The following is a 25,687-nucleotide window of genomic DNA, read 5'->3' on the forward strand; positions in this document are numbered from 1 at the left end:
ACGCGAGAGCAGCCACTTCCTCGCCTTCCTCGGCCTCGCCGCCGCACTGACCTGCTACAAAAAGCTGGCGAAAGCGACCACATGAGACACACTCTAAGCCTCGGGCTGGACGTGCTGTCCTCGCCCCTCTATCCATGTTGCAGTCGATCGCCGCGTCTGCGCAGCTCGGTACCTGTTTCGGCAGACGTGTGGGATGGGACTCCACTGCATTTCCAGTCGCCTCATCCGCACCCCCGGGCCCCGGCCGCTCGTCGCCGAAGCCTGCAACAACCAACAGAACAACTGTACTGACCAGAACATCTGGCGATGCTCCAAAGAAAGAAAAATCGCCACATGGAAAAACCTAAGTTTCAGAAGAAGGGAGAATTATGAAGAACAACGACATCATGACCATGCTTGAATCACTTTCCGAACGTGACCTATCCATCCTTGAAGCCCTCCGCACCCACAGAGTGCTGACCACCGCCCTCATCCGACGCCTGCACTTCCCGATCGCCGGGGAGCCACAGGAAGCGGTGAGCGGCAAGACCCATGCGAGCGAGATGGCCGCCGCCGTCTCCACCATCCGCGTGCTGACCCGACTGGAGTCCCGCCGCTTCATCGCCCGGTTGCCTCGGCGGATAGGGGGTGTGCGAGCCGGGAGCAAGGCCATCACCTGGCACCTTGGTGCGAGCGGCGAGCGCCTGATGCGGGCGCGGCACGGTGATCCGGCGCGTAAGCGCTACGGCGAGCCGTCATCGACGTTCGTCGCCCACACGCTGGCCGTCGCTGATCTGGCCATTCAGCTCTACGAGCTGGCTCGCACCGGAGTGATCGAGCTGCTGAGCCTGGAGGCTGAACCAGAATGCTGGCGCATCTTCCTCGGACCGCACGGCGCTCGCCAGTGGCTCAAGCCGGACTTGTTCGCCGTCACAGCCGGCGGTGACTTTGAGCATCACTGGTTCATCGAGGCCGACCTGGCCAGCGAGCACGCTCCTGTGATCATCCGCAAGGCGCTGCAGTACCAGCAGTACGCGGCCAGCGGCATCCACCAACAGGAGCACGGGTTGTTCCCAGCCGTGGTCTGGGTGGTGCCAGGCGACAAACGCCGGGCCGCGATCGAGGCGGCTTTGATTGCCGAACCGCGCTTGCGGGAACTGGTGACCGCCAAAGCCTTCCAGGTCATAACGGCTGGCGACTTCACGGTCTTTATGGCCCGTAGTGGCCAAGCCCAGCCCTAAAAGGGCTGGGCCAGCCAAAATAGCCATCGGCAATTCCCTAATTCGGAGTTACTATGGGACTACCAAAAATGCCAGAAAGCAAGGAAAGGAAGAGAATTGAGCATGAAGCAGAAAATTGCCCAGCGCGTTACCGGGAACGATTACGTTGCCTACCTGCGGGTCTCCACCAAAGACCAGGTCAATACAGATCGCGATCCCGAAGGCGTATCGATTCCGGCCCAACGGCTGAAAATCGAGGAGCGAGGACGCGAACTGGGCTCACCGAAGGCCGGCGAGTTCGTTGACCCTGGGCGCAGTGCCCGCACCATCGACCAGCGGCCGGAGTTCCAGCAGATGATCGCCTACCTGCGGGAGCACCCCAACGTGCGCTACGTCATCGTCTACATGCTGAGCCGGTTCGCCCGGAACCGGCTGGATGACGCCCTCATGGTGGCCACGCTGGAGAAGCTCGGCGTGAAGCTGATCTCCGCTGTCGAGAAGAACATCGATGACACGCCGACCGGCCGCATGCTGCACGGCATGCTGGCCGTGATCAACGAGTATTCCTCGGCTCAGAGTGGTGCGGACATCTCCTACAAAATGGGCCAGAAGGCCAAAAATGGAGGCACCGTCAGCCGGGCCCCGGTCGGCTACCTCAACGTCATGGAGCGCATCGATGACCGCGAGATCCGTACGGTCATCATCGACCCGGTACGCGGACCCCTGATCCGCTTGGCCTTCGAGCTGTACGCCACCGGTGCGTTCACGCTGGCCGATTTGGTGGACGAGCTCTCCGAGCGGGGCCTGCGCATGCCGCGCTATGGCCGGTACCCCACCGAGCGTCAGATTTCGATCAACAAGCTGTCCGTCATGCTGAGGGACGAGTATTACATCGGGTGGGTCACGTGGGACGGACAGAAATACAAGGGACGTCATGAGGCCCTCATCGACAACGATCTCTTCGACCGGGTCCAGGACATCGCCAACTCCCGGTCTCAGGCGCAGGAATTGCGGCGCATCCACCACCACTACCTCAAGGGCTCACTGTTTTGCGGGTCGTGTCACCGCCGCCACGTCGAACGCCGCCGCATGATCATCCAAAACGCAACCAACCGCTTTGGCTCGGTGTACCAGTACTTCTTCTGCACCGGCCGCTACGAGCACACCTGCGAGCTGCGCTACGTGCCCATGGGACGCGCCGAGGCCGCTGTCGAAGCGCACTACGCCACCATCCGGTTCAGTTCAGAGTTCATCGCTGCCATGCAGTCCGAGCTGACGGCCATCGTGGAGCAGGAACAGGCCCTCGCCACCCAACTGCACCAGCAGCTCACCAAGCAGCTTCGGGCGCTGGACATCAAGGAAACCAACCTGATCGACCTAGCTGCCGACGGCACCCTCCCGCAGGCCAAGATCCGATCCAAGCTCCACGACCTTGAGCGCGAGCGGGAACGCCTAACTGCACGTCGGGAAGAAACTGGCCAGGACCTCAGCAGTGCCTTCCTTCTGATCGGAACGTGCTTGGAGCTGCTCCGCGATCCCCATGCGCTCTACCTACGCTGCGACGACCAGCAGCGACGCATGCTGAACCAGGCTCTCTTCCACGCTCTGTACATCCACGAAGAGGTGGACGGCGAGCTGCGGGTCACCCACGACTTCAAGGAGCCCTTCGGCACACTGCACCAGGTACAACAGCAACGAGCCCTGGCGGCCCAGGCTGAACCCCTGACTGGCGCAGGCAACCTTGAGGGGACACAGCAGCGCCCCAGTGGCCAGGCCACACACAAAAACAGCACCCTCCCCCAGGTGGGGGAGGGTGCTGCCTGGGACCCGGCACTTGCCGCCCTACTGGGCGGCAGTTACGAGGTCAGCAATTCCAGTCGTACTACTGTGGTGCCCCCAGCAGGACTCGAACCTGCGGCCAAGTGCTTAGAAGGCACCTGCTCTATCCACTGAGCTATGGGGGCGGGGCGGGACAGACGCCGGGGTTGGTGGGCCGGGCTGGGTCCTGCCGTGGGACAGGATAAGGGCCGGTTGGCTCTGCACCTGGTGTGCCGGCGGGGTGGTACAGGCCGTAACCCCCCGCTTGGGCGGTCTGATAATCGCAGGTGAGATCCTTGGGCGCAGCGGTGCGGGAGCCCAGAGGGCGGGCTGTTGTCCACTCGTTACGGCGCTGCTGCCTCAGCCGTTATGGTCGGAGCCGGTTACCGAGCGTGTACGGACACGGTCAATCGAGAGAACATCGTCACCACCGCCGTCACACAGGGGTACCAGTCGGCAACTACACCCGATCGAGTGAGGGCCTTTTCCACACCCCCAGGGTTGTCCACAGTTCTGCGCCCGGCGCCGCTCCGGGTCGCCTTTCTCCTCCAGGCTAGTTCCGTACATCAGCACACGGGACAGGGGAACGGCGCGATGAACAGCACTTTGGTGACGGTCGTGGGCCACGTGGCCTCGGAGGTGCGGTACGCGACCACGGCGAGTGGGGTGCCGGTGGCGAGCTTCCGGCTGGCGGCCACGGACCGGCGGTTCGACAAGCAGCGGGAGATCTGGGTGGACGGGGACACCAGCTTCTACACGGTCTGGTCCTGGAGATGGCTGGCCGAGAACGTGCTGGCCTCGGTGGGCCGGGGGGATCCGCTGCTGGTGACCGGAAGAATGCGGGTCCGGGAGTGGGACAACGGGGAGGGGAAGCCACGGGGCTACGCCGCCGAGATCGAGGCCACGGCGATGGGCCACGACCTCTCCCGGGGCACCTCGGCGTTCCGACGCACCGTGCGGGCACGGCCAGAGCTGGTGGCCAAGGCCTCGACGCGGACCACGGAGCCGACCGAGGACTCCCCCGGCGGTGGGCCCGCGACCGACCCGCGGCTGCAGGCCGCCGCTCCGTCGACCGCCACTCCGGTACTGGTCGGCGCCGCTTCGCCGGCGGACGGTGAGCGGGGAGTGTGAGCCCTGACTCACCGGGGTTCGGGGGCCCGCCCCGGGTGCGGCACAATGGAAGGCTGTAACCAACCCCCTACGACGCCGGACGGTTCACCTTGGCTGAGTACATCTACACCATGCGCAAGGCACGGAAGGCTCACGGCGACAAGGTCATCCTTGACGACGTGACGCTCAGCTTCCTGCCTGGCGCGAAGATCGGCGTCGTGGGCCCCAACGGCGCGGGCAAGTCCACCGTGCTGAAGATCATGGCCGGACTGGAGCAGCCGTCCAACGGCGACGCGTTCCTCTCCCCCGGTTACAGCGTCGGCATGCTGCTGCAGGAGCCCCCGCTGGACGAGAGCAAGACCGTCCTGGAGAACGTCGAGGACGGCGTCCGCGAGATCAAGGGGAAGCTCGACCGCTTCAACGAGATCGCCGAGCTGATGGCGACGGACTACTCGGACGCGCTGCTCGAAGAGATGGGCACGCTCCAGGAGGAGCTCGACCACGCCAACGCCTGGGATCTGGACGCCCAGCTGGAGCAGGCCATGGACGCCCTGGGCTGCCCCCCCGGCGACTGGCCGGTGAACAACCTCTCCGGTGGTGAGAAGCGCCGCGTCGCGCTCTGCAAACTGCTGCTGGAGGCCCCCGACCTGCTGCTGCTCGACGAGCCCACCAACCACCTGGACGCCGAGTCGGTCCAGTGGCTGGAGCAGCACCTGGAGAAGTACGCCGGCACCGTCGTCGCCGTCACCCACGACCGGTACTTCCTCGACAACGTCGCCCAGTGGATCCTTGAGCTGGACCGCGGCCGTGCCTTCCCCTACGAGGGCAACTACTCCACCTATCTGGAGACCAAGTCGACCCGTCTCAAGGTCGAGGGCCAGAAGGACGCGAAGCGCGCCAAGCGCCTCAAGGAGGAGCTGGAGTGGGTCCGCTCCAACGCCAAGGGCCGTCAGGCCAAGTCCAAGGCCCGCCTCGCCCGCTACGAGGAGATGGCGGCCGAGGCCGACAAGATGCGGAAGCTGGACTTCGAGGAGATCCAGATCCCGCCGGGCCCGCGTCTGGGCAGCGTCGTGGTGGAGGTCAACAACCTCTCCAAGTCGTTCGGCGACAAGATGCTCGTCGACGACCTGAGCTTCACCCTGCCCCGCAACGGCATCGTCGGCATCATCGGTCCCAACGGCGCCGGCAAGACCACGCTGTTCAAGATGCTGCTCGGCCTGGAGCAGCCCGACTCCGGCACGGTCCGCATCGGTGACACCGTCAAGGTCTCCTACGTCGACCAGAGCCGTGCCAACATCGACCCCAAGAAGACGCTGTGGGCCGTCGTCTCCGACGAGCTGGACTACATCAACGTCGGCCAGGTCGAGATGCCGTCCCGCGCCTATGTCTCGGCGTTCGGCTTCAAGGGCCCGGACCAGCAGAAGCCCGCGGGCATCCTCTCCGGCGGTGAGCGCAACCGGCTCAACCTGGCGCTTACCCTGAAGGTGGGCGGAAACCTGCTGCTGCTCGACGAGCCCACCAACGACCTGGACGTGGAGACCCTCGGCTCGCTGGAGAACGCGCTGCTGGAGTTCCCCGGCTGCGCCGTGGTCATCTCCCACGACCGGTGGTTCCTCGACAGGGTCGCCACCCACATCCTCGCCTACGAGGGCGACTCCAAGTGGTACTGGTTCGAGGGCAACTTCGAGTCCTACGAGAAGAACAAGATCGATCGCCTGGGCGCCGACGCGGCCCGTCCGCACCGTGCCACGTACAAGAAGCTCACCCGCGGCTGACTCCGGCGACACCTGCCCGCAATACCGCCGGGGCAGGCTTGGCAGGCAGTACCGAGCCAGGCCTTCCCCGGCGCCATCCGCCCCGCTCTGGAGACCTACCGTGCCTCGCCACATATACGCCTGTCCGTTGCGCTGGTCCGACATGGACGCATTCGGGCATGTCAACAACGTGGTCTTTCTGCGCTACCTGGAGGAGGCGCGGATCGACTTCACCTTCACCAACGCAGGAGAGGCGGGCGAGAAGGCGTTCTCCGAGGGTTCCGTGGTGGCGCGGCACGAGGTCGACTATCTCCGTCCGCTGGTCTACCGGCCGGAACCGGTCACCATCGAGACCTGGCTGACCAAGCTCGGCAACGCCTCCTTCACGGTCGCCTACGAGATCAAGGACGAGGAGACCGTCTATGTCCGCGCCTCCACGATCGTGGTCCCCTACGACCTGGCGGCGGCCCGCCCGCGCCGGCTCACCCCCGGCGAGCGCGCCTTCCTCTTCGACTACCTGGAAACCGCAGCGGTAGCCGCGTGACCACAGTGACAGCGATCCGGTTCGCCGACCCCCGGGAGGCACCCGCACTGGGCGCCTTCCTCACCAGGCTGCTCAGGTACGACAAGGCAGCCGCCGTCCGGCTGCAGACCGCCAACGGGGCGCTGGCCGTCTTCGGCCGGCTGCCGCTCGGCGAGAGCGGGCCGCTGGTCGTCCGCACCGTGCCGCTGGAGACGCAGGCTGAGGCGCAGTCGGCGCTGGACACGACCGTCTCGGCAGGGCAGTTGCTGGACGGCATCGGTGACGACACCGGCGACGCCGCCGACCTGGTACTGCCCCCGTCGGTCACCGGCCCCTCCTGGGCCGGGCTGCTGCCGCCGCGCACCTCCTGGGAGCATGTCGCCGACCTCGACGCCGCGCTGCTGGACGCCGCCGTCCAGGCGGCGATCACCGAGTTCCGCCAGGAGGGCGCCGACCCCGACGCGCTGGCCGAGTCGATCTGGTCCCGGCAGGTCCACCCGAGTGGGCTGACCATGCGCGCCGTCCACGCCGCCCACCTGGTCGGCCTGCTCCGGCAGTCCCGGACGGTCGCCCTGTACCGGCACCCGGCCTGGCTGCGGATCACCGCCCCGCGCGGCGCGGTGATCGTCCGCAGGGCCCCCGCCCTGGGCGCCGGGCTCGGCCTGTCGCCGACCCGCTGACATCGACCGATTCGACGCGTCACCGATGCCGCCGCTTGACCCTCGACCTGGTCGAGCCGGCAGGGTCATCGCCGTGGAGAGCACAACGGGCAAGCCCCAGCAGCACCTGCTCAGCATCGGCGAGATGGCCCGGGCCAGCGGACTGACCGTCAGCGCCCTGCGGTTCTACGACGGAGCGGGAGTCCTCCTCCCGGTCCAGGTGGATCCGGGCAGCGGCTACCGGTGGTACGGACCCGAGCAGCGCGCCGAGGCCCGGCTGCGCCGGGTCGGCGTACCGCTGGCCGACCTGCGGCTGATCCTCGCCGGATGGGCCGGCGAGGACACCGCCCTGGTCGGCAAGCTGCTGGACGCGCATCTGCTGCGTCTGCAGAACGGCCTGGACGACGCCCGCCGTGAGCTCTCCGCAGTCCGAGACCTACTCGCCCTGAGGGAGCATCACATGTCCGACACCGGAAGCACAGGCATCACCGACAACACCGGCAACACCGCCCCCGTCCGCCTGGCGCTGGACGCCGAAGCGCTCGCCGCCGCCGTGGACGCCGTCCGCTTCGCCGTGAGCACCGATCCGGAACTGCCCATGCTCGGCGGGGTCTGCTTCGACGTCGACCCGGAGGAGCGGGCCCTGCGCCTGGTGGCCACCGACCGCTACCGACTCGCCCTGGCCCAGGTCCCCCTTGCGGACGGTACGTCCCCGGCGGCGAAGCAGGTCCTGGTCCCGGCCGCCCTGGTCGACGCCGCCCGCGCCCTGCTCGGGTCCGGGGGTGAAGCCGTGCTGACCCTCGACCAGGACCGGATCTCCCTGGAGGCGGGTGGCAGCCAGGCCGGGGGTACGGTTCTGGACCATGACTTCCCCGACTACCGCAGGCTCACCCGGCTGTCGCCCGGCCGCAGGGTCCTGGTGGACGTGCCCGCCCTGCGCGCGGCGCTGGCCACGGCCGACGTCCACAGCCGTCGGCGCGAGCAGGACGGCGGGGACTTCGACATCGCCGTCCTCGGCGTCTCGCCGGAGGGCGCCCTCACCGTCGTGAACCGGCAGGACCGGCCCGCCGATCACTTCGCCGTCAACCGGGAGTTCCTGCTGGACGCCCTCGCCGCCACCGCCCGCGACCAACTGGTCCTGGAACTGGGCGGACCGGTCGCCCCGCTCGCGGTCCGGCTCCCCGACGGCGCGGAAGCAGGTTGCTTCTCCGTGCTGATGCCGGTGCGCCTCGACGACGAGTGAGGTCGCCCGGTTCTGTCGGTCCCCGGTGGTACGTTCCGCAGACGACGACCGGACGACCGGACGGCTGAACGACCGGACGGTCGTCGCGAGCGAGAGGACGGCAGGTGGCGGCGCAGCGGGTCGCGGTGACGGCGGAGCCGGACGGCCCCGGCGGGCGGATGCAGCCGCTGGACGAGAGCGGGACCCCGCTGGGCGGCCCGGTGCGGGTGCCGGACCTCGCCGCCGCGATGGCCGAGCAGGAGGCCGCCGAGTCCCCGCGCTGGGTGTGGGCCGCGACGGACGAGGTGTACGGGCGGCTGCTGCCCCTGCTGTCGGAGAGTCAGCTGCTCGGGGGTCTGCTGCCGGGGGGCCGGCTCGCCCGCTGCCATGACGTGAAACTGGTCGAGCCGCTGCTGCTCGGCCAGGAGGACCGCTACGGGCAGCCGCGTTCCCTCGGTGCGGCCTGGGCCCGGCTGCACGGCCTGCCGGTGCCGGCCGACCTGCCGGAGGGTGCGGTCGGCTCCGACGGCGACCAGGACTCGCTGTTCGCCCCGGACCGCAGCCGACTGCCCCCGGGCACCGACCCGCTGCAGGCCCTGGTCGCGGTGCACGCCGAGCAGCAGCGCCGGATCGCCGCGAGCGCCGACCCGGGCCGCATCCGGCTGCTCTGCGCCGCCGAGTCCGCAGGCGGCCTGGTCGCCGCCGAGATGGGCTTCGACGGGCTGCCGTGGAGTGCCCGGGTCCATGACGACCTGCTGTACGACCTGCTGGGTCCGCGTCCGCGCGGCGGCACCCAGCCCGCCAAGCTGGCGGCACTGGCCCAGGACCTCCATGAGGCCCTCGGCGGACACAAGCTCTTCGGGGGAAGGCCCTTCAACCCGGACTCGCCCGGCCAGGTGCTGCGGGCCTTCGCCGAGCAGGGCGTCAGCCTGACCTCCACCCGCAACTGGGTGCTGCGCGAGCTGGACCACCCGGCCGCCCCGCTGCTGCTGCGCTACAAGGAGCTGTCCAGGATCCATGCCGCGCACGGCTGGGCCTGGCGCGAGGCCTGGGTCCGCGACGGCCGGTTCCGCCCCGAGTACGTGGTCGGCGGCGTGGTGTCGGGCCGCTGGGCCAGCCGCGGCGGCGGGGCGCTGCAGATCCCGCGCATCCTGCGCGGCGCCGTGGTCGCCGACCCCGGCTGGCGGCTGGTGGTGGCGGACGCCGGGCAGTTGGAGCCACGGGTGCTGGCGGCCATGTCCAACGACCCCGGCATGATCCGCGCCGGCGCCGCCGGGGACCTCTACGCGGGGCTCGCGGCCGAGGCGTTCAACGGCGACCGGGCCCGCGCCAAGCTGGGCCTGCTGGGCGCGATGTACGGGCAGACCACCGGCGAGACCGGCCAGCTGGTCGCGGTGCTGCGGCGACGCTTCCCGCAGGCCATGGGCCTGGTGGAGTCGGCGGCGCGGACCGGCGAGGCGGGCGGGGTGGTCCGCTCCCAGCTGGGCCGGGTCTGCCCGCCGCCCTCGGCCGACTGGCTGGACCACACCGCGGGCGCCTTCACCACCGACGAGGGCGACCTCGACGGAACCGGAGCCGGAACCGGAACAGGGACCGGCGCAGGCGCAGGCGCCGTCGGCGGAAGCGCCGCGCGTGACGCCCGCTCGCGCGGGCGCTTCACCCGCAACTTCGTGATCCAGGCCAGCGCCGCCGACTGGGCCCTGGCCCTGATCGCCGGCCTGCGCCGGCGGCTCGCGGCAATCCCGGTGGACGTCCCGGGCGACCATCCGCGGCTGGTCTTCTTCCAGCACGACGAGGTGATCGTGCACACCCCGGCGCAGCTCGCCGACGCCGTTCGCGCGGCCGTGGCCGAGGCCGGCGAGGAGGCCCGCCGCCTGGTGTTCGGCGCGACCCCGGTGCACTTCCCGCTGGACACCCATGTGGCCGTCAGCTACCTGGAGGCCAAGGGCGGCAGCGACGACGACCCGGACGACGAGGACTGAAGCGGACCGGCCCACCAGCCGGACACACCTTGAAGTGTTCGATCAAACGCGTACACTCACCACTGTTCGTTATTCATCGAACACCTTGCTTCGTCCTCCGGGGGGTATGCCATGCGCGCAGTCGTCGTCGAACAGTTCGGTGCGCCGGAGGTGCTGACCCTGCGTGAGGTTCCGGTGCCCCGGCCGGGACCGGGTCAGGTCCTGATCGACACCGCCTACGCCGGGATCAACTTCGCCGAGATCAAGGCCCGTTCGATCGGCTACCGGGTCACCGGCCTGCCCTTCGTGCCGGGCTTGGAGGTGTCCGGACTGGTCCGGGCCATCGGCGCCGGCGTGACCGGGTTCCGGCCGGGCCAGCCGGTCGCCGCCCTCCTGGACACCGGCGGCTACGCCGAGTCGGTCGTCGCCGACGCCGCCCGCACCTTCCCCGTTCCGGCCGGGCTCGATCTGCGCGACGCCGCGACCCTGCCCTCCGTCCTGCCCACCGCCTACGCCCTGGTGCACCGCGCCGGACGGCTCCGTGCCGGCGAGACGGTCCTGGTCCAGGGCGCGGCGGGCGGCGTCGGCACAGCCCTCGGGCAGGTCGCCCGGCTCGCCGGGGCGGCCAGGGTCTACGGCGTGGTGTCGCACCCCGACAAGGCCAAGTACGCCCTGGGCTTCGGCTACGACGAGGTCTTCACCGGCGCCGACTTCGACGAGCAGCTCGCCCGGGCCACCGGTGGACGCGGCGTCGACCTGCTGCTCGACCCGGTCGGCGGCGACACCTGGCGGCGCGGCGTGGCCTCGCTCGCCCGCTACGGACGCGCCGTCTCCTACGGCAACGCCGGCGACGCCGAGCCCTGGAGCGCCGGCTTCGCCGACCTCGCCCCCAAGGCGCTGTCGGTCTCCGCGTTCAGCATCCTCGGCCTGGCCGCCGCCGACCCGCAGGGCCTGCGCGACCTCACCGAGGCCGCCTTCGGCCTCGCGGCCGCCGACGGCGTGCGGCTTCCGGTCACCGCCGAGTTCCCGCTGGAGCAGGCCCCCGAGGCGCACCGCCTGGTCGAGAGCCGCAGGAGCACCGGCAAGCTGCTACTCCGCGTCAGCGGCCACTGACCGGCGACCCGTACCGGTTCCGCACACGGACCATACTGGGTCGGGTGATCAGCACCCAGCGACTTCACCTCCCCGCCGTCCGCCCCACGGCGGCGCTGGACCTCGCCTACGGGGGCGGCGGCGGCTGGTGGTGGCTCGGGGACGGCCCCGGCGAGGGGACCCGGGCGATGGCGGGTGCGGTCGCCCGCGCCGACGAGGTGGGCTGGCACCGGCCGCCGTGGGGGCTGTACGCGATCACCCGGCGCGACGACGGCTACGCCATCGGCAGCATCGGCTTCCACGGACCGCCCCATGCCGACGGGACCGTGGAGATCGGCTACGACCTGGTCCCGGAGGCCCGTGGGGCCGGACACGCCACCGAGGCCGTGCACGCGCTCACGTCCTTCGCCTTCGCCCACCCCGCCGTCCGCAGCGTGCTGGCCCTCACCACACCCGACAACACCGCCTCCCAGCGGGTGCTGGCCCGCAGCGGCTTCACCCGCGCCGAGGAGGACCCGGACGGGCTGCGCCGATATCGGGTCGACAGGTGAGGGGGCCGCTTGCGTAGGCTGGAGGCGTAATGGGTACCCCGCAGAGCTCCGCCGCCGTCGACTCCTCCGCAGTCGCCCCCTTCACCGCCGCTCCGGCCGGCGATTCCGCACATCCCGACACCCCCGTGCACGCCCCTGTGGGCGCGCCCGCAGACACGCCCGCGCGCCGTGCTCGCGGTGGGCGCTCGCGTGGTGGAGGGCGCCGGGGCGAAGGCGGAGGCGCCCCGCGCAGGGAGCCCAACGCCCCGCGCAGGGACGCCGAAGCGCGCCGGGACAGCGCGCCTTCGACCGGCGCGCTCGCCGAACTGGTCGCCAAGCTCCCCACACTGACCCTCCGCGACGAGGAGCGGCTGGGCCGCCGCCTGGAGGGCCTGCGCAAGCTGCGCGAACCCGAGAAGCGGGAACGCGCCCAGGCCACCCTGGCCGCCGAGATCGACGCCGCCGAGCTGCGCGTGGCCAACCGCCGCGCCTCGGTCCCGACCCCGACGTACCCGGAGTCGCTGCCGGTCAGCGCCCGCCGCGCGGACATCCTCGACGCGATCAGGGACAACCAGGTCGTCATCATCGCCGGTGAGACCGGCTCCGGGAAGACCACCCAGATCCCCAAGATCTGCCTGGAACTCGGCCGCGGCGTCCGCGGCCTGATCGGCCACACCCAGCCCCGTCGGATCGCCGCCCGCACCGTCGCCGAACGCGTGGCCGAGGAACTGCACACCGAGCTGGGCCGGACCGTCGGCTGGAAGGTCCGCTTCACCGACCAGGTGGGGCCCGAGACCGCCGTCAAGGTGATGACCGACGGCATCCTGCTCGCCGAGATCCAGAACGACCGACTGCTGCGCCAGTACGACACCCTGATCATCGACGAGGCGCACGAGCGCAGCCTCAACATCGACTTCATCCTGGGCTACCTCAAGCAGCTGCTGCCCAAGCGCCCCGACCTCAAGCTGGTCATCACCTCGGCGACCATCGACCCGGAGCGTTTCGCGCACCACTTCGCCGACCCGCGCAGCGGCGAGGACGCCCCGATCATCGAGGTCTCCGGCCGCACCTATCCCGTCGAGGTCCGCTACCGCCCGGTGATCGAGGAGGGCGACGAGGACGCCGAGGACGGTCCGGACCGCGACCGCGACCAGGTCCAGGCGATCTGCGACGCCGTGGACGAGCTCAGCCGCGAGGGCCAGGGCGACATCCTGGTCTTCCTCTCCGGCGAACGTGAGATCCGCGACACCGCCGACGCGCTGGAGAAACAGAACCTGAGGTTCACCGAGGTGGTGCCCCTCTACGCCCGGCTCTCCTCCGCCGAGCAGCACCGGGTCTTCCAGCCGCACAACGGCCGCCGCATCGTGCTGGCCACCAATGTCGCCGAGACCTCGCTCACCGTCCCCGGCATCCGCTACGTCATCGACCCCGGCACCGCGCGCATCTCCCGCTACAGCCACCGCACCAAGGTCCAGCGGCTGCCGATCGAGGCGGTCTCGCAGGCCAGCGCCAACCAGCGGAAGGGCCGCTGCGGCCGTACCTCCGACGGCATCTGCATCCGGCTGTACTCGGAGGAGGACTTCCTCTCCCGTCCCGAGTTCACCGACCCGGAGATCCTGCGCACCAACCTGGCCTCGGTCATCCTGCAGATGACCGCGGCCGGCCTGGGCGACATCGGCGCCTTCCCGTTCCTGGAGCCCCCGGACCGCCGCAACGTCAAGGACGGCGTGGACCTGCTCCAAGAGCTGGGCGCGCTGGAGACCAGCGGCCGGGTCAACACCCTCACTCCCGTCGGCCGCAAGCTCTCCGCGCTGCCGGTGGACCCCCGGCTGGCCCGGATGGTGCTGGAGGCGGAGAAGCACGGCGTGGTCCGCGAGGTCATGGTGATCACCGCCGCGCTGTCCATCCAGGACCCGCGCGAGCGTCCGGTGGAGAAGCGGGCGCACGCCGACCAGCTGCACGCCCGCTTCACCGACCCGACTTCGGACTTCCTCACCTACCTCAATCTCTGGCGCTATCTGAAGGACCAGCAGAAGACGCTGTCCTCCAGCCAGTTCCGCCGGATGTGCAAGTCGGAGTTCCTGAACTACCTGCGGATACGCGAGTGGCAGGACATCGACGCGCAGCTGCGCCAGGTGGCCAGGTCGCTGGAGATCGAGCTCGGCCACCCCGCCGACGAGGTGGACGGCGACGCCGTGCACCGCTCGCTGCTGGCCGGGCTGCTCTCCCACATCGGCCTCAAGGACGCGGAGAAGCAGGAGTACTTCGGCGCCCGCAGCGCCAAGTTCGCGATCTTCCCGGGCTCGGCGTTGTTCAAGAAGACCCCCCGCTGGGTGATCGCCGCCGAGCTGGTCGAGACCTCCCGCCTCTGGGCCCGCATCGCCGCCAAGGTCGAGCCCGAGTGGATCGAGGAGCAGGCCGCCCACCTGCTCAAACGCAGCTACAGCGAGCCGCACTGGGAGAAGGACCGGGGCCAGATCGTCGCCTTCGAGAAGGTCACCCTCTACGGGGTGACCCTGGTCGCCCAGCGCAAGGTCGGCTACGGCTCCATCGACCCCGAGCTCTCCCGGGAGCTGTTCATCCGCCGGGCCCTGGTCGAGGGCGAGTGGCGCACCCACCACCGCTTCTTCCACGACAACCGCAAACTGCTGGACGAGGTCGAGGAGCTGGAGAACCGGGCCCGCCGTCGCGACATCCTGGTCGACGAGGAGACCCTGTTCGACTTCTACGACCAGCGGATCGGCTCCGAGGTGGTGTCCGGGGCGCACTTCGACAGCTGGTGGAAGAAGACCCACCGCACCCGCCCCGACCTGCTGACCTTCACCCCGGACCTGCTGGTCAACGACAACGCTGCGACGGTCACCGAGCGCGACTACCCCTCGGTCTGGCACCAGGGCGACATCGCACTCCCGCTCACCTACCAGTTCGAGCCCGGCGCGGAGGCGGACGGCGTGACCGTCCACATCCCGCTGACGCTGCTCAACCAGGTACGGCCGATCGGCTTCGACTGGCAGATTCCGGGGCTGCGCGAGGACCTGGTCACCGCGCTGATCCGCTCGCTCCCCAAGGCGCTGCGCCGCAACTTCGTCCCGGCCCCCGACTACGCCAAGCACCTGATGCGCGGCCTGGCGAACCTCGACCCGTCGACCCCCTCCACCGAGGACAAGCCGCTGGTGGAGCTGCTGGAGTGGCAGCTGCACGCGCTGCGCGGCATCGCGGTCCCGCGCGAGAGCTGGAACTACGAGGCGGTCCCGGACCATCTGCGGATCACCTTCCGGGTGGTGGACGAGAAGAACCGCAAGCTGGCCGAGTCCAAGGACCTGGAGGCGCTCAAGCTCGACCTGCGCAGCCGTACCCAGGCGGCGATCGCCGAGGCCGCCGGCGGCCTGGAGAAGCGCGGACTGACCGACTGGACCATCGGCGAGCTCCCGTACACCTTCGAGCAGAAGCGCGGCGCGCAGACCGTCAAGGGCTTCCCCGCCCTGGTCGACGACGGCGACTCGGTGTCGGTACGGCTGCTGGACACGCCCCGGGCCCAGCAGCGGGCGATGCTGGCCGGCACCCGCAGGCTGCTGCTGCTCGGGGTGAGCTCCCCGGTCAACTCGATCCAGTCGCGGCTCGGCAACGGCGCCAAGCTGGCGCTGGCGGCCAATCCGCACGGCAGCACCGACGCCCTGTTCGCGGACTGCCTGACCGCCGCCGCGGACCGGCTGATCGCCGACGCGGGCGGCCCGGCCTGGGACGAGGAGTCGTACAAGCGGCTGCGGGACTCGGTCCGCGCCGAGCTCTACGACGTCACCGCCGACACCGTGGTCAAGGTCGCCAACATCCTGGCGGTGAACCACCGGGTGACGGAGCGGCTCAAGGGCATCAGCAACAGCCTGGCGGTGCTCACCGGCCTCACCGACGTCCGGGCCCAGCTGACCGAGCTGATCCACCCCGGCTTCGTCGCACAGACCGGGCAGCGCCGGCTGCCGGACCTGCTGCGCTACCTCAAGGCGATCGAACGCCGACTGGTCAAGCTCCCGGACGATCCGCACCGCGACCGGGACCGCACGGTGGCGGTGATCCGCTTGCAGGACGCCTACGCCGACCTACTGGCCCAGCTGCCGCCGGACCGCCGCGACGAGGAGGGCGTGCTGCAGATCCGCTGGATGATCGAGGAACTACGCGTCAGCCTGTGGGCCCAGCCCTTGGGAACCCCCTACACGGTCTCCGAACAGCGCATCCTCAAGGCGATCGACGCCCTCAGGTAGGCACGTCCGACGGATTTTCGGCTGCGGACCGTAGATGGTTGTTCGCGCAGTTCCCCGCGCCCCTAGCAAGTGCAACTGAGCCAGTTGCAGACCCCCAGGGGCGCGGGGAACTGCGCGAACAACCATGCACAACCCGCACCCGAAAGCCCACGCTCAGCCCTGCTCAAGAACCGGCCGCAACCGCGTCAGCAGTTCGTGCAGCACCCTGCGCTCCTCGTCGCTGAGCAGGTCCAGCGCCTCATGCGTGGCCTGCATGTCCGCGCGCACAGCGCGAATCGCGGCCTCCCCGGCCTCCGTCGCGGCCACGATCTTGATCCGCCGGTCGCTCGCCCCCACCTCGCGCCGGACCAGCCCATGCGCCTCCAGCCGGTCGACCAGGCCGGTGACGTTGGACGCGTCGCAGACCAGCTGCTCGGCGATGCCGCGCATCGGCAGCGGTCGGCGCACCAGCACCGCGAGCGCCTTGGCCTGCACGGACGTCAGTCCGTGACGCGCGGCGACCGCGGCGAAGTCCTGGTAGTAGGCAGCCCCGATGGCGGCGAACTCCTCGATGAGGTCGGCCTTGGTCAGAACAGTGACAGCGGACTCCGCGGCGGTGCGATTCATGCCGTCGAGGGTACTGCAACAACTTGACATCATCAATGATTCAGGTGCTCCGGCAACCCCGACCACGCCGATCGCCGACCCTCTGTTCGCCGCCGCGGCCCCGGCGCGTACTCTCCTCTGCGCAACCACGCCGCGGGGGATCGACCATGACCAACATCACCAGTCAGACCACAGCGGCGCTCAGCCGCAGCTGGCGCAGGGTGGCCAGACCGAGGCGCTGGCTGCTGCGACTGTCGGCGGCGGGCTCAGGCTGCGCACTGCTGGCTGCCGGAGACCGGGCCCCCGGCGGGATCCTGCTGGTGCTCGGGCTCACCCTGCCGGTGTGGCGGGCGCCCGAGCGCGAGGAGCACCCGGCCCAGCGGTTCCGCAGCCGTCACCGCCGGATCGCCGCCAGAGCCGGGCTGCTGCTGGTCACCGCGGTGATCGCGGCTCCGCACCTGAGTCCGCTGCTGCTCCTGCTCGCGCCGCTGCCCTCGCTGCTGGAGCCCTACCTCTGGCTGGCCTGGCCCGCCGGGCTGCGCCGTATGGCGCGGGTGGCCAGAGCCTCGGAGGCGGTCCGCGAAGCCTGGGGATACACCTCGTCACCTCCCGCCTTCGACCCGGACCAGGGCGCGGCCGGACGGATCGAGCCGCTGCTCGCGCACCCCGGTGGAGAGCCCTCGAAACGCTCGGCGAAGCGGGCCACCAGGCCCCCGGGGAAGGTGATGACCCTCCGGGACGGCTTCCGCTGGGACGGCGTCCACCTCTACTACGGCAACCGCTCCCGCTTCCGCGTCCTCCGCCTCGCCCCGCCCGGTCCGGGGCGCCCCGGACCCACACCTGCGCCCCTCCCCGGCGCCCGACGCCTCCGGACCCGCCGTCCGGTCACCGAGATCGTCCGGTACAGCGAGAACACCACGGGCAACCCCGACTATCTGCCTCAGTGGTCCGGCAGCAGCACCGTGCTGCTCCTGGACGCCGACGGCTTCCTGCTGCGCCGCCTGGGTTATGTCCAGCAACCCATGATGGAAATGGCGACGATCGTCCAGGCCGCGGGGCTGCGCTTCGCCGCGTACGACTTCGGGAGCAACAACGACGGCTTCGTCCCGCTGACCGACCGTCTGTTCCCCACCCGCCTCCCGCGCCCGGTCCTCCGGACACGCTGAGGAGCTTGACTTCGAGTCCACTCCAACCGGCAGGGTGGAGCCTGTACCGAGCAGGAACATCCGGACGAGGAGAGCAACAGCCATGCGTACCACCTCACTCGGCAGCAGGGGCCCCCTGGTCGGAGCCGTCGGACTCGGCTGCATGGGGATGACCCACGCCTACGACCCGGCCGGCCGCGACGACGCGACCTCGATCGCCGTGATCCGCGAGGCCGTCGACCTCGGGGTGACCCTGATCGACACCGCCGACGTCTACGGCCCGTTCACCAACGAGGAACTGGTCGGCCGGGCCCTCGGCGCCGGACTGCGCGACGGGGTCGTGCTGGCCACCAAGGTCGGGCTGACCTTCGACGGTGCCGACCTGGCGAGCGGCGGGCAGCTGGTCCGCAACGGACGGCCCGAGCACATCCGGCAGGCCGTCGACGCCAGCCTGCGGCGTCTCGGCACCGACCGGATCGACCTGTACCAGCTGCACCGGATCGACCCGGAGGTCCCGATCGAGGAGACCTGGGGCGCGATGGCGGAGGCGGTGGCCGCCGGCAAGGTGCTGCGGCTCGGCCTGTCCGAGGTCTCGGTGGACGAGATCCGCCGGGCGCAGGCCGTTCACCCGGTGGCCTCGGTCCAGTCCGAACTGTCGCTGTGGACCCGCGATCCCCTGGCTGAGGTACTGCCGTACTGCGAGAGCGAGGGCATCGGCTTCCTGCCGTTCTCCCCGCTCGGCCGCGGCTTCCTCACCGGCAGCATCGGCAGCGCCGACGACCTGCCCGCGGACGACTGGCGCCGCACCCTGCCCCGCTTCCAGGAGGACGCGCTGGCCGCCAACCAGGCCCTGGTCGACGCCGTCCGCGCGATCGCCGAGCGCCGCGGGGCGACGCCGGCCCAGACCGCGCTGGCCTGGGTGATCGCCCAGGGCCAGTACGTGGTGCCGATCCCCGGGACGAAGACCCCGAAGTACCTGGCCGACAACGCCGGCGCCGCCTCGGTCGAGCTGACGCCGGAGGAACTGGCGCAGCTGGACGCCCTCCCGGCCCCGTCGGGCAGCCGCTACTGAGCCGGGCTGATCCACCATTACCTGATCCACCGTTACCGGCCCGTGGCTGAGCCGTGATCGGGACTCCGCCTCCGGGCGGAACCCGGTCGCGGCCGACCACGTCACACTCGCACAGGGGGCGTCGGCACCCGACTGACGAGGAGGCAGATCGCCATGGTCCAACTGAAGTTGCACCCCCACGGGACACCGCAGGACGCCGTTCCGGCCAGGGCCGAGCCTCGTCGGAACCGGACCGGTCTGGCCCTGCTGCTGTCACTGCTGGGCCTCGCGGGCGTGGCCGTCGCCGTGGTGCTGCTGGTCTCGCCGGTCGCCTCCGCCGTCGGGGGCTGCGGCGGGGCGCCCTGACAGCAGGTACGGCAGTCGCGGGGCGAGGAACCGACGGGGGAACTCGTCCCGCAGCCGCCACAGTCCGGCGTCGACGACGAAGTGCGCCATCACCACGCCCAGATACGCGCCGTACACCGCCCGCGCCGGCGCCGGGCCGGTGTGCAGGTGCGAGGCCAGGTTCAGGGCCAGTCCCAGGATCAGACCGATGTTCAGCAGCACGGCCAGCGCAATCGACCGGGACTGGCGGCCACCCGGTCCGCCGCCCGCCACCAGGGCCATGATCAGCAGGTACTGGTAGCCGTGGGCCGCGGTGAGTCCGGCCACCGCCGCGTACGGCGAGTCGAACAGGAAGACCGGCAGGAAGAAGCCCAACGAGGTCAGGTACACCGCGCTGACCGGCGCCGGCCGCTGGGCGCGCGGGCGGCGCACGAGCTGGAGTGCACCGTAGCCCACGCCCAGCGCGTAGGCCGCCGCCGCGATCGGGAAGAGCGCTCCGAGCCCCGGCGCACCGGAGAGCTGGAGCAGCGCGGGGTGGCTGAGCAGCCCCGCGATCCCGGCGATCCCGGTGCCGTTGACGGCCAGCCGCTCACCCGGCCGCAGCGGCCCGCAGCCGTAGGCGCTGGAGGCGAGCGCGGACAGGCCCAGGTTCTGCCTCTGGAAGTGGAAGAACTGCCAGCCGAAGAACGTCATCAGGACCAGCACGAACGCCCGCGCCGGGACCACCGCCGCGAGCACGGCCGTCGCCGCGATGAGGGCAGCCGGCGCGACCAGGTAGCGGCCGGGGTTGGCCCGCAGGTGCCGCCGCACCTCGGGCACCGTGTAGAACCAGCCGGTGCCGGCGACATGGACCGAGGAACCTATGAACAGCAGCAGCCCGAGCCCCGCGCTCGGCGAGGCGCCCGCCCGCGGCGCCGCCAGCACCGCACCGAGCAGCGGGCCGAGGGTCAGCAGCAGCGTGGCGACCAGCCAGGATCGACGCAGCGACGTCCCCGCCATGGACTCTGCTGTCGACATCGCGCCAGTGTAGGCCGAACGGATGAGAACGGCCGGGCCCCTGGCAGGCCGTCAGTCGGCCTGCCAGGGGCCCGGGGAGAGCGCGGGGGTCAGCTCCTGGACTTCGCCTGGGGCCAGAACGACGCGCCCGCGCCGACGACGACCAGGGCGCCGACGAGCTGCAGCAGGTGCCGGATCCAGTCGATGCCGCTGGTGTGGCGCACTCCGATCCAGGAGGCGAGCAGATTGCCGAGCAGCGCGCCGGCCATGCCGCAGATCACGGTCAGCCAGAACGGGATGGCCTGCTTGCCGGGGAGAAGCATCTTCGCCAGGACGCCCAGCACGGCGCCCACGATGATGATCCAGATGAGCTGGAACATGTCGACTCCTCCTTGATCGCCTGTCGCCCAAGTGTCGGACCCGGGGGTTGACCTCGCACTACGGCGCGGACCGTCCGGGTGACAGGACCGGCGGGAGCGGCAACGCGTCCCTGGCCAGCAGCAGCAGCGCGGCGTCGTCCCGCAGTGATCCGCCGGCGTGCCGGAGCAGGTCGGCGTAGATCCGGGCGACGGCCGCCTCCACGTCGGCGCCGCTGTCGGACACCAGCGCGGGGGCGCGGTCAGCGAGCGGGTAGAACATCCCGGCGCCCTTGTGTCGGGCCTCCACCACCCCGTCCGTGCAGAGCACCAGCACATCGCCCCCGACGAAGGGGACGGACCAGGGCTGCGGGCCGCCGGAGGCGAGGTGGGCGAGCCCCAGCGGCACCCAGGGGTCCGGGGGGTTCAGCAGTCGCGCGATGCCGTCCCGGGAGACCAGCAGCGGCGGAACGTGTCCGCAGTGCAGCAGCTCGACGGCGTCGCGTTCGCCGAAGCCGACCAGCATCGCGGTGATGAACTCCCCGGGGGGCACATGCCGCATCACGCTGGCCTCCAGCCGCCGGGCGACCCCGGTCAGCTCCGCCTCGTCGTACGCGGCCTCGCGGAAGGCGCCCAGCACCACGGCGGCCGACTGCACCGCGGCGAGCCCCTTGCCGCGCACGTCGCCGATGATGGCGCGTACTCCGTACGGGGTCTCCAGCACCCCGTAGAGGTCTCCGCCGATCTTCGCCGAGTCGGCGGCCGAGACATAGCGCGCGGCCAGACGGATGTCGCCGACGGTCGGTCCCGGCGGGCGCAACAGTGCGAGCTGGGCGGCCTCGGCCACGGTGCTCATGGCGACCAGGTGCCGGGTCCGGACGATGCGGAAGTGCGAGATGAAGACGCTGGCGGCGGACAGGGCGACGTACGAGACCAGGGTGCCGTAGAAGAGCCGCCGATCGTACGGCTGGTCGAGTCCGTCGTAGCGGCTCAGGGCCACCAGCAGCACCATGCCGAGACCGCTGGTCAGCACCAGCTCCAGGGGGTACAGGGTGAGCGCGGACAGCGGGGGGACCACGGACAGCAGCGAGGCGAGGTAGGTGTTCTTGCCGGCCAGCACGTCCAGCACCGAGACCAGCGTCATCACCAGACAGGGAGCCAGCAGCCGCACCCACAGGCTGGCCTTCAGCAGCGCCGCCGCGTCGTAGCCGAGCGCATAGGTCCCCACGTCGCCGCGCAGCTCGGTCCGGTCCGCCTGATCCCCTGTCACACTGCGAATCTACCTGAATATCGGATAAACAATGACAAAGCTCTCACGCGTCGATCGGCATATTCCCGCCCCTTGCGTGGCCCTAATCACCACCGTCAAGGCACACCTACGGTGGCGTAGCTCACTTCAGCTGGTGAAGTATTTTCGCCATGGCTGCGCAGACCGATACTCCCGCGTTCACCTCCTACGTCGCCCTCGGGGACAGCTTCACCGAAGGCCTCAACGACCCCGATCCGGACGGCGGATTCGCCGGCTGGGCCGACCGGCTGGCCCGTCTGCTCGCCGAGCGCCGTCCGCGGACCGCCGAGGGTCCGTACGACTTCCGCTACGCCAACCTCGCGGTGCGCGGCCGGCTGCTGGACCAGATCGTCGACGAGCAGGTGCCCCGGATCGAGCAGCTGCACCCGGACCTGGTCAGTTTCACGGCGGGCGGCAATGACATCCTGCGGCCCGGCAGCGACCCGGACGAGGTCGCCGAACGCTTCGAGGCGGCGGCCGTGCGGCTGCGCGAGTCCGCCGGCACCGTGCTCATCTGCACCGGCTTCGACACCCGCGACACACCCGTGCTCAAGCACCTGCGCGGCAAGATCGCCACCTACAACGCCCATCTGCGCGCCATCGCCGACCGCAACGACCTCGCCGTCACCGACATCTGGGCGCTGCGGGCACTGCGGGACCGGCCGGCCTGGAGCGAGGACCGACTGCACCTCTCGCCCGAGGGCCACCAGCGGGTCGCCCTGCTGGCCGCCCGCGCCCTCGGCCTGGACACGATCGAGGCCCCGGACGCCCCCTGGCCGGCGACGCCGCCGCACACCCCGGCCGAACTGCGCCGGGAGAACCTGCACTGGGCCCGCGAGCACCTGCTCCCCTGGGTCGGCCGCCGGCTGCGCGGGGAGTCCTCGGGGGACGCCGTCTCGGCCAAGCGCCCCGACCTGCTGCCGCTCGGCTGATCCGCAGGCCCGCGCGGCGGCGTTTCCCGGGGGAGAAGCGAACGCATCGCGCCCCTCTGGTTACCCTCTGTACCGGAAGGCCGCGATTTCCCGGATCTTCGAATCTTCCGGCCCTGCGCTGAAATACCCCCTAGGGGTATGGTGTTGAATACGCCGGAGAGCAACGCACCGACTCATGGAGGAACACATGTCCACTGCCGTCTTCACCGTCTCGGGCATGAGCTGCGGCCACTGCGAGAAGTCGGTGAGCGAGGAGCTCAGCGCCCTGCCCGGGGTCATCGAGGTCAGCGCGGACGCCAAGGCCGGGACCGTCACCGTCGCCTCCGAGCAGCCCCTCGCCGACGAGGACGTGCGCAGCGCCGTCGACGAGGCGGGCTACCAGCTGGTCGGCCGGGCCTGAGTGCCGGTCAGGGACTGACGCACCGTGAGCACCGCGACTCCCGGCACCGGCGTGCCGGACGCCCGCACCGTCGCCGACGACGCTCCCCGTTCCCGGATCGAGCTGTCCATCGGCGGGATGACCTGTGCCTCCTGCGCCGCACGGATCGAGAAGAAGCTCAACCGCATGGACGGCGTGGAGGCCACCGTCAACTACGCCACCGAGAGGGCGAGCGTCAGCTATGCCCCCGGGCTGGGCATCGACGACCTGATCGCCACCGTCGAGCGCACCGGCTACACCGCCGAGGCCCCGCAGCCCGAACCCGAGCCCGACTCGGCCGACGCCGTCGTCCCCGACGGGCTCGCCGCGCTGCGGCAGCGGCTGCTGGTCACCGTCGTCCTCAGCGTGCCGGTGGTGCTGCTGGCCATGGTCCCCGCGCTGCAGTTCCGCTACTGGCAGTGGCTCTCCTTCGCGCTCACCGGACCCGTGGCGGCGTACGGGGGGTGGCCGTTCCACCGCGCCGCCTGGACCAATCTGCGCCACGGCGCCGCGACCATGGACACCCTGGTCTCGCTCGGCACCCTGGCCGCCTTCGGCTGGTCCACCTGGGCGCTGTTCCTCGGCACCGCCGGGATGCCGGGGATGACCCACGGCTTCAGCCTGGAGGTCGGCGCGGGGGACGCCTCCTCGACGCTGTACCTGGAGACCGCGGCCGGGGTGACCGCCTTCATCCTGCTCGGCCGCTACCTGGAGGCCAGGGCGAAGCGCCGGGCCGGGGCCGCGCTGCAGGCACTGCTGTCGCTGGGCGCCAAGGACGCCGCGGTGCTGCGCGACGGCCGCGAGGTACGGGTTCCGGTCTCCGCGCTCGCCGTCGGCGACCTCGTCGTGGTCCGTCCCGGGGAGAAGATCGCCACCGACGGCGTGGTGGCCGAGGGCAGCTCCGCCGTGGACACCTCGCTGCTGACCGGCGAGTCGGTCCCCACCGAGGTCTCCCCCGGCGACCCGGTCACCGGAGCCACCGTCAACTGCGGTGGGCGGCTGGTGGTCCGGGCCACCGGCGTGGGGGCCGACACCCGGCTGGCCCGGATGGCCCGGCTGGTCGAGGAGGCGCAGAACGGCAAGGCCGCGGCCCAGCGGCTGGCCGACCGGATCTCCGCCGTGTTCGTCCCGGTGGTGCTGGTCATCTCCGTTGCCACGCTGCTCGGCTGGCTGGCCGTCAGCGGCAATGCCGCTGAGGCGTTCACCGCCGCGGTGGCGGTGCTGATCATCGCCTGCCCCTGCGCGCTGGGCCTGGCCACCCCCACCGCGCTGATGGTGGGGACCGGGCGAGGCGCCCAGCTGGGCATCCTGATCAGGGGTCCCGAGGTACTGGAGTCCACCCGGGCGGTGGACACCGTGGTCCTGGACAAGACCGGCACGGTGACGACCGGTCAGATGGCGCTGCGCTCGGTGCACACCGCCGAGGGCGTCGGCCGGACCCAGGCGCTGCGGCTGGCCGGGGCGCTGGAGCACGCCTCCGAGCACCCGATCGCCCGGGCCGTCGCGGAGGCCGCGGCCGCCGCCGAGCCGAGCGGTGTGCTGCCGCCGGTCGAGGACTTCCGGAACACCGCCGGGCTGGGCGTCCAGGGCCTGGTGGAGGGATACCGGGTGGTGGCCGGCCGGGAGGGCTTCGTCCAGGAGCACAGTCCTGGAGAGTCGCTTTCCGAGCCGCTGCGGGCCGCCAGGGACGCCGCCGAGGAGTCCGGCCTCACCGCCGTCACCGTGGGCTGGGACGGGGCCGTACGGGCCGTCCTGGTGGTCGCCGACGCGGTCAGGCCGACCAGCGCCGAGGCGGTGCGCCGGCTCCGGGCCCTGGGCCTGACGCCGGTGCTGCTGACCGGTGACAACCGGGCCGTGGCGGCGAGCGTGGCCCGGGAGGTCGGCATCGACCAGGACCGGGTGATCGCCGAGGTACTGCCGGAGGACAAGGCCGCGGTGGTGGCCCGGCTCCAGGCCGAGGGCCGCACCGTCGCCATGGTCGGCGACGGGGTGAACGACGCGGCCGCACTCGCCCGGGCGGACCTCGGGCTGGCGATGGGCACCGGCACCGACGCGGCGATCGAGGCGGCCGATCTCACTCTGGTCCGCGGCGACCTGCGGGCGGCCGCAGACGCGATCCGGCTGTCCCGGCGGACCCTCGGCACCATCAGGGGGAACCTGTTCTGGGCTTTCGGCTACAACGTGGCCGCACTGCCGTTGGCGGCGTTCGGGCTGCTCAACCCCATGATCGCCGGAGCGGCCATGGCCTTCTCCTCGGTTTTCGTGGTGAGCAACAGCCTGCGGCTGCGAAGCTTCCAGGGGCAGCGCGACTGACCAGGTTTGACGTCACGTCACCACTACTCTGCGCCATGAGAGCGGAGTCACAGGGGACCGGCGTAACTTCAGGCCCCCTGTTGTGTGTTACAACACGTGAATCGGGGTTCCGGCGGACCCCGTACGTCGGCCTC

General features: G+C 70.7%; 19 protein-coding genes, 1 tRNA gene and 1 pseudogene. 16 read left to right on the forward strand and 5 right to left on the reverse strand.

The features are described 5' to 3' along the window. Positions 1 to 368: 368 nt before the first annotated feature. Together ABH941_RS12820 and ABH941_RS12825 are read left to right on the forward strand one after the other, a co-directional pair. The gene (locus ABH941_RS12820) at positions 369 to 1,220 is read left to right on the forward strand and encodes a replication-relaxation family protein (RefSeq protein ID WP_370129067.1); all 852 of its coding nucleotides are present in this window, start codon (positions 369 to 371) and stop codon (positions 1,218 to 1,220) included. A gap of 102 nt (positions 1,221 to 1,322) precedes the next feature. After that, a pseudogene (locus tag ABH941_RS12825) lies at positions 1,323 to 2,126 on the forward strand (recombinase family protein); the annotation flags it as partial. Positions 2,127 to 3,087: 961 nt separating this feature from the next. On the opposite strand, the gene ABH941_RS12830 reads toward ABH941_RS12825, so the two are convergent. Beyond that, positions 3,088 to 3,163, reverse strand: a tRNA-Arg gene (locus ABH941_RS12830). 448 nt (positions 3,164 to 3,611) lie between these two features. On the opposite strand from ABH941_RS12830, the gene ABH941_RS12835 reads away from it, so the two are divergent. The 9 genes from ABH941_RS12835 (at position 3,612) to hrpA (ending at position 16,124) form a co-directional block, all read left to right on the forward strand. Continuing rightward, positions 3,612 to 4,148, forward strand: coding sequence for a single-stranded DNA-binding protein (locus ABH941_RS12835; protein ID WP_370129069.1), 537 nt, complete (start codon positions 3,612 to 3,614; stop codon positions 4,146 to 4,148). 89 nt (positions 4,149 to 4,237) lie between these two features. After that, entirely contained in the window at positions 4,238 to 5,902 is a 1,665-nt protein-coding gene (gene ettA, locus ABH941_RS12840; protein ID WP_134004853.1) for an energy-dependent translational throttle protein EttA, read from the forward strand. Between the two features lie 100 nt (positions 5,903 to 6,002). Then, on the forward strand, positions 6,003 to 6,425 hold the full coding sequence (locus ABH941_RS12845; protein WP_370129070.1) for an acyl-CoA thioesterase: 423 nt from the start codon (positions 6,003 to 6,005) through the stop codon (positions 6,423 to 6,425). Then, a complete protein-coding gene (locus tag ABH941_RS12850; protein ID WP_370129072.1) occupies positions 6,422 to 7,084 on the forward strand; it encodes a hypothetical protein in 663 nt (220 codons plus the stop codon). Before ABH941_RS12845 ends, ABH941_RS12850 begins: the two co-directional genes overlap by 4 nt. 73 nt (positions 7,085 to 7,157) lie before the next feature. Further along, entirely contained in the window at positions 7,158 to 8,306 is a 1,149-nt protein-coding gene (locus ABH941_RS12855) for a MerR family DNA-binding transcriptional regulator (RefSeq protein WP_370129074.1), read from the forward strand. A 158-nt stretch (positions 8,307 to 8,464) separates the two neighbouring features. Next, a complete protein-coding gene (locus ABH941_RS12860; protein WP_370129483.1) occupies positions 8,465 to 10,267 on the forward strand; it encodes a bifunctional 3'-5' exonuclease/DNA polymerase in 1,803 nt (600 codons plus the stop codon). 111 nt (positions 10,268 to 10,378) lie between these two features. Beyond that, positions 10,379 to 11,359, forward strand: coding sequence for a zinc-binding alcohol dehydrogenase family protein (locus ABH941_RS12865; protein WP_370129075.1), 981 nt, complete (start codon positions 10,379 to 10,381; stop codon positions 11,357 to 11,359). A gap of 44 nt (positions 11,360 to 11,403) precedes the next feature. Then, positions 11,404 to 11,889, forward strand: a complete 486-nt coding sequence (locus tag ABH941_RS12870) for a GNAT family N-acetyltransferase (protein WP_370129077.1) — start codon at positions 11,404 to 11,406, stop codon at positions 11,887 to 11,889. A gap of 29 nt (positions 11,890 to 11,918) precedes the next feature. Further along, positions 11,919 to 16,124, forward strand: coding sequence for an ATP-dependent RNA helicase HrpA (gene hrpA / locus ABH941_RS12875; protein ID WP_370129078.1), 4,206 nt, complete (start codon positions 11,919 to 11,921; stop codon positions 16,122 to 16,124). A gap of 153 nt (positions 16,125 to 16,277) precedes the next feature. On the opposite strand, the gene ABH941_RS12880 is transcribed toward hrpA, so the two are convergent. Further along, positions 16,278 to 16,730: a MarR family winged helix-turn-helix transcriptional regulator gene (locus ABH941_RS12880; protein WP_370129079.1), complete on the reverse strand. Its 453-nt coding sequence runs from the start codon at positions 16,728 to 16,730 to the stop codon at positions 16,278 to 16,280. Between the two features lie 146 nt (positions 16,731 to 16,876). Here ABH941_RS12880 and ABH941_RS12885 point away from each other — a divergent pair, with 146 nt between their 5' ends. Beyond that, on the forward strand, positions 16,877 to 17,875 hold the full coding sequence (locus tag ABH941_RS12885) for a hypothetical protein (protein WP_370129080.1): 999 nt from the start codon (positions 16,877 to 16,879) through the stop codon (positions 17,873 to 17,875). 82 nt (positions 17,876 to 17,957) lie between these two features. Further along, the gene (locus tag ABH941_RS12890) at positions 17,958 to 18,926 is read left to right on the forward strand and encodes an aldo/keto reductase (RefSeq protein WP_370129082.1); all 969 of its coding nucleotides are present in this window, start codon (positions 17,958 to 17,960) and stop codon (positions 18,924 to 18,926) included. Positions 18,927 to 19,178: 252 nt separating this feature from the next. On the opposite strand, the gene ABH941_RS12895 is transcribed toward ABH941_RS12890, so the two are convergent. The 3 genes from ABH941_RS12895 to ABH941_RS12905 form a co-directional block, all read right to left on the reverse strand. Beyond that, positions 19,179 to 20,267 carry a hypothetical protein gene (locus ABH941_RS12895; RefSeq protein WP_370129083.1) on the reverse strand — a complete coding sequence of 363 codons (1,089 nt, stop codon included), beginning with the start codon at positions 20,265 to 20,267 and terminating at the stop codon, positions 19,179 to 19,181. Between the two features lie 89 nt (positions 20,268 to 20,356). Beyond that, positions 20,357 to 20,626, reverse strand: a complete 270-nt coding sequence (locus ABH941_RS12900) for a GlsB/YeaQ/YmgE family stress response membrane protein (protein WP_370129084.1) — start codon at positions 20,624 to 20,626, stop codon at positions 20,357 to 20,359. Positions 20,627 to 20,684: 58 nt separating this feature from the next. Further along, entirely contained in the window at positions 20,685 to 21,872 is a 1,188-nt protein-coding gene (locus ABH941_RS12905) for a PP2C family protein-serine/threonine phosphatase (protein WP_370129085.1), read from the reverse strand. A gap of 149 nt (positions 21,873 to 22,021) precedes the next feature. On the opposite strand from ABH941_RS12905, the gene ABH941_RS12910 reads away from it, so the two are divergent. From ABH941_RS12910 to ABH941_RS12920, 3 genes are all read left to right on the forward strand, one after another. After that, the gene (locus ABH941_RS12910) at positions 22,022 to 22,822 is read left to right on the forward strand and encodes an SGNH/GDSL hydrolase family protein (protein WP_370129086.1); all 801 of its coding nucleotides are present in this window, start codon (positions 22,022 to 22,024) and stop codon (positions 22,820 to 22,822) included. A 187-nt stretch (positions 22,823 to 23,009) separates the two neighbouring features. Next, entirely contained in the window at positions 23,010 to 23,222 is a 213-nt protein-coding gene (locus tag ABH941_RS12915) for a heavy-metal-associated domain-containing protein (RefSeq protein ID WP_370129087.1), read from the forward strand. Between the two features lie 24 nt (positions 23,223 to 23,246). Next, entirely contained in the window at positions 23,247 to 25,553 is a 2,307-nt protein-coding gene (locus tag ABH941_RS12920) for a heavy metal translocating P-type ATPase (RefSeq protein WP_370129088.1), read from the forward strand. The last annotated feature ends 134 nt before the right edge of the window (positions 25,554 to 25,687 follow it).

The sequence above is a fragment of the Streptacidiphilus sp. EB103A genome, from assembly GCF_041261405.1.
Taxonomy (GTDB): Bacteria; Actinomycetota; Actinomycetes; order Streptomycetales; family Streptomycetaceae; genus Streptacidiphilus.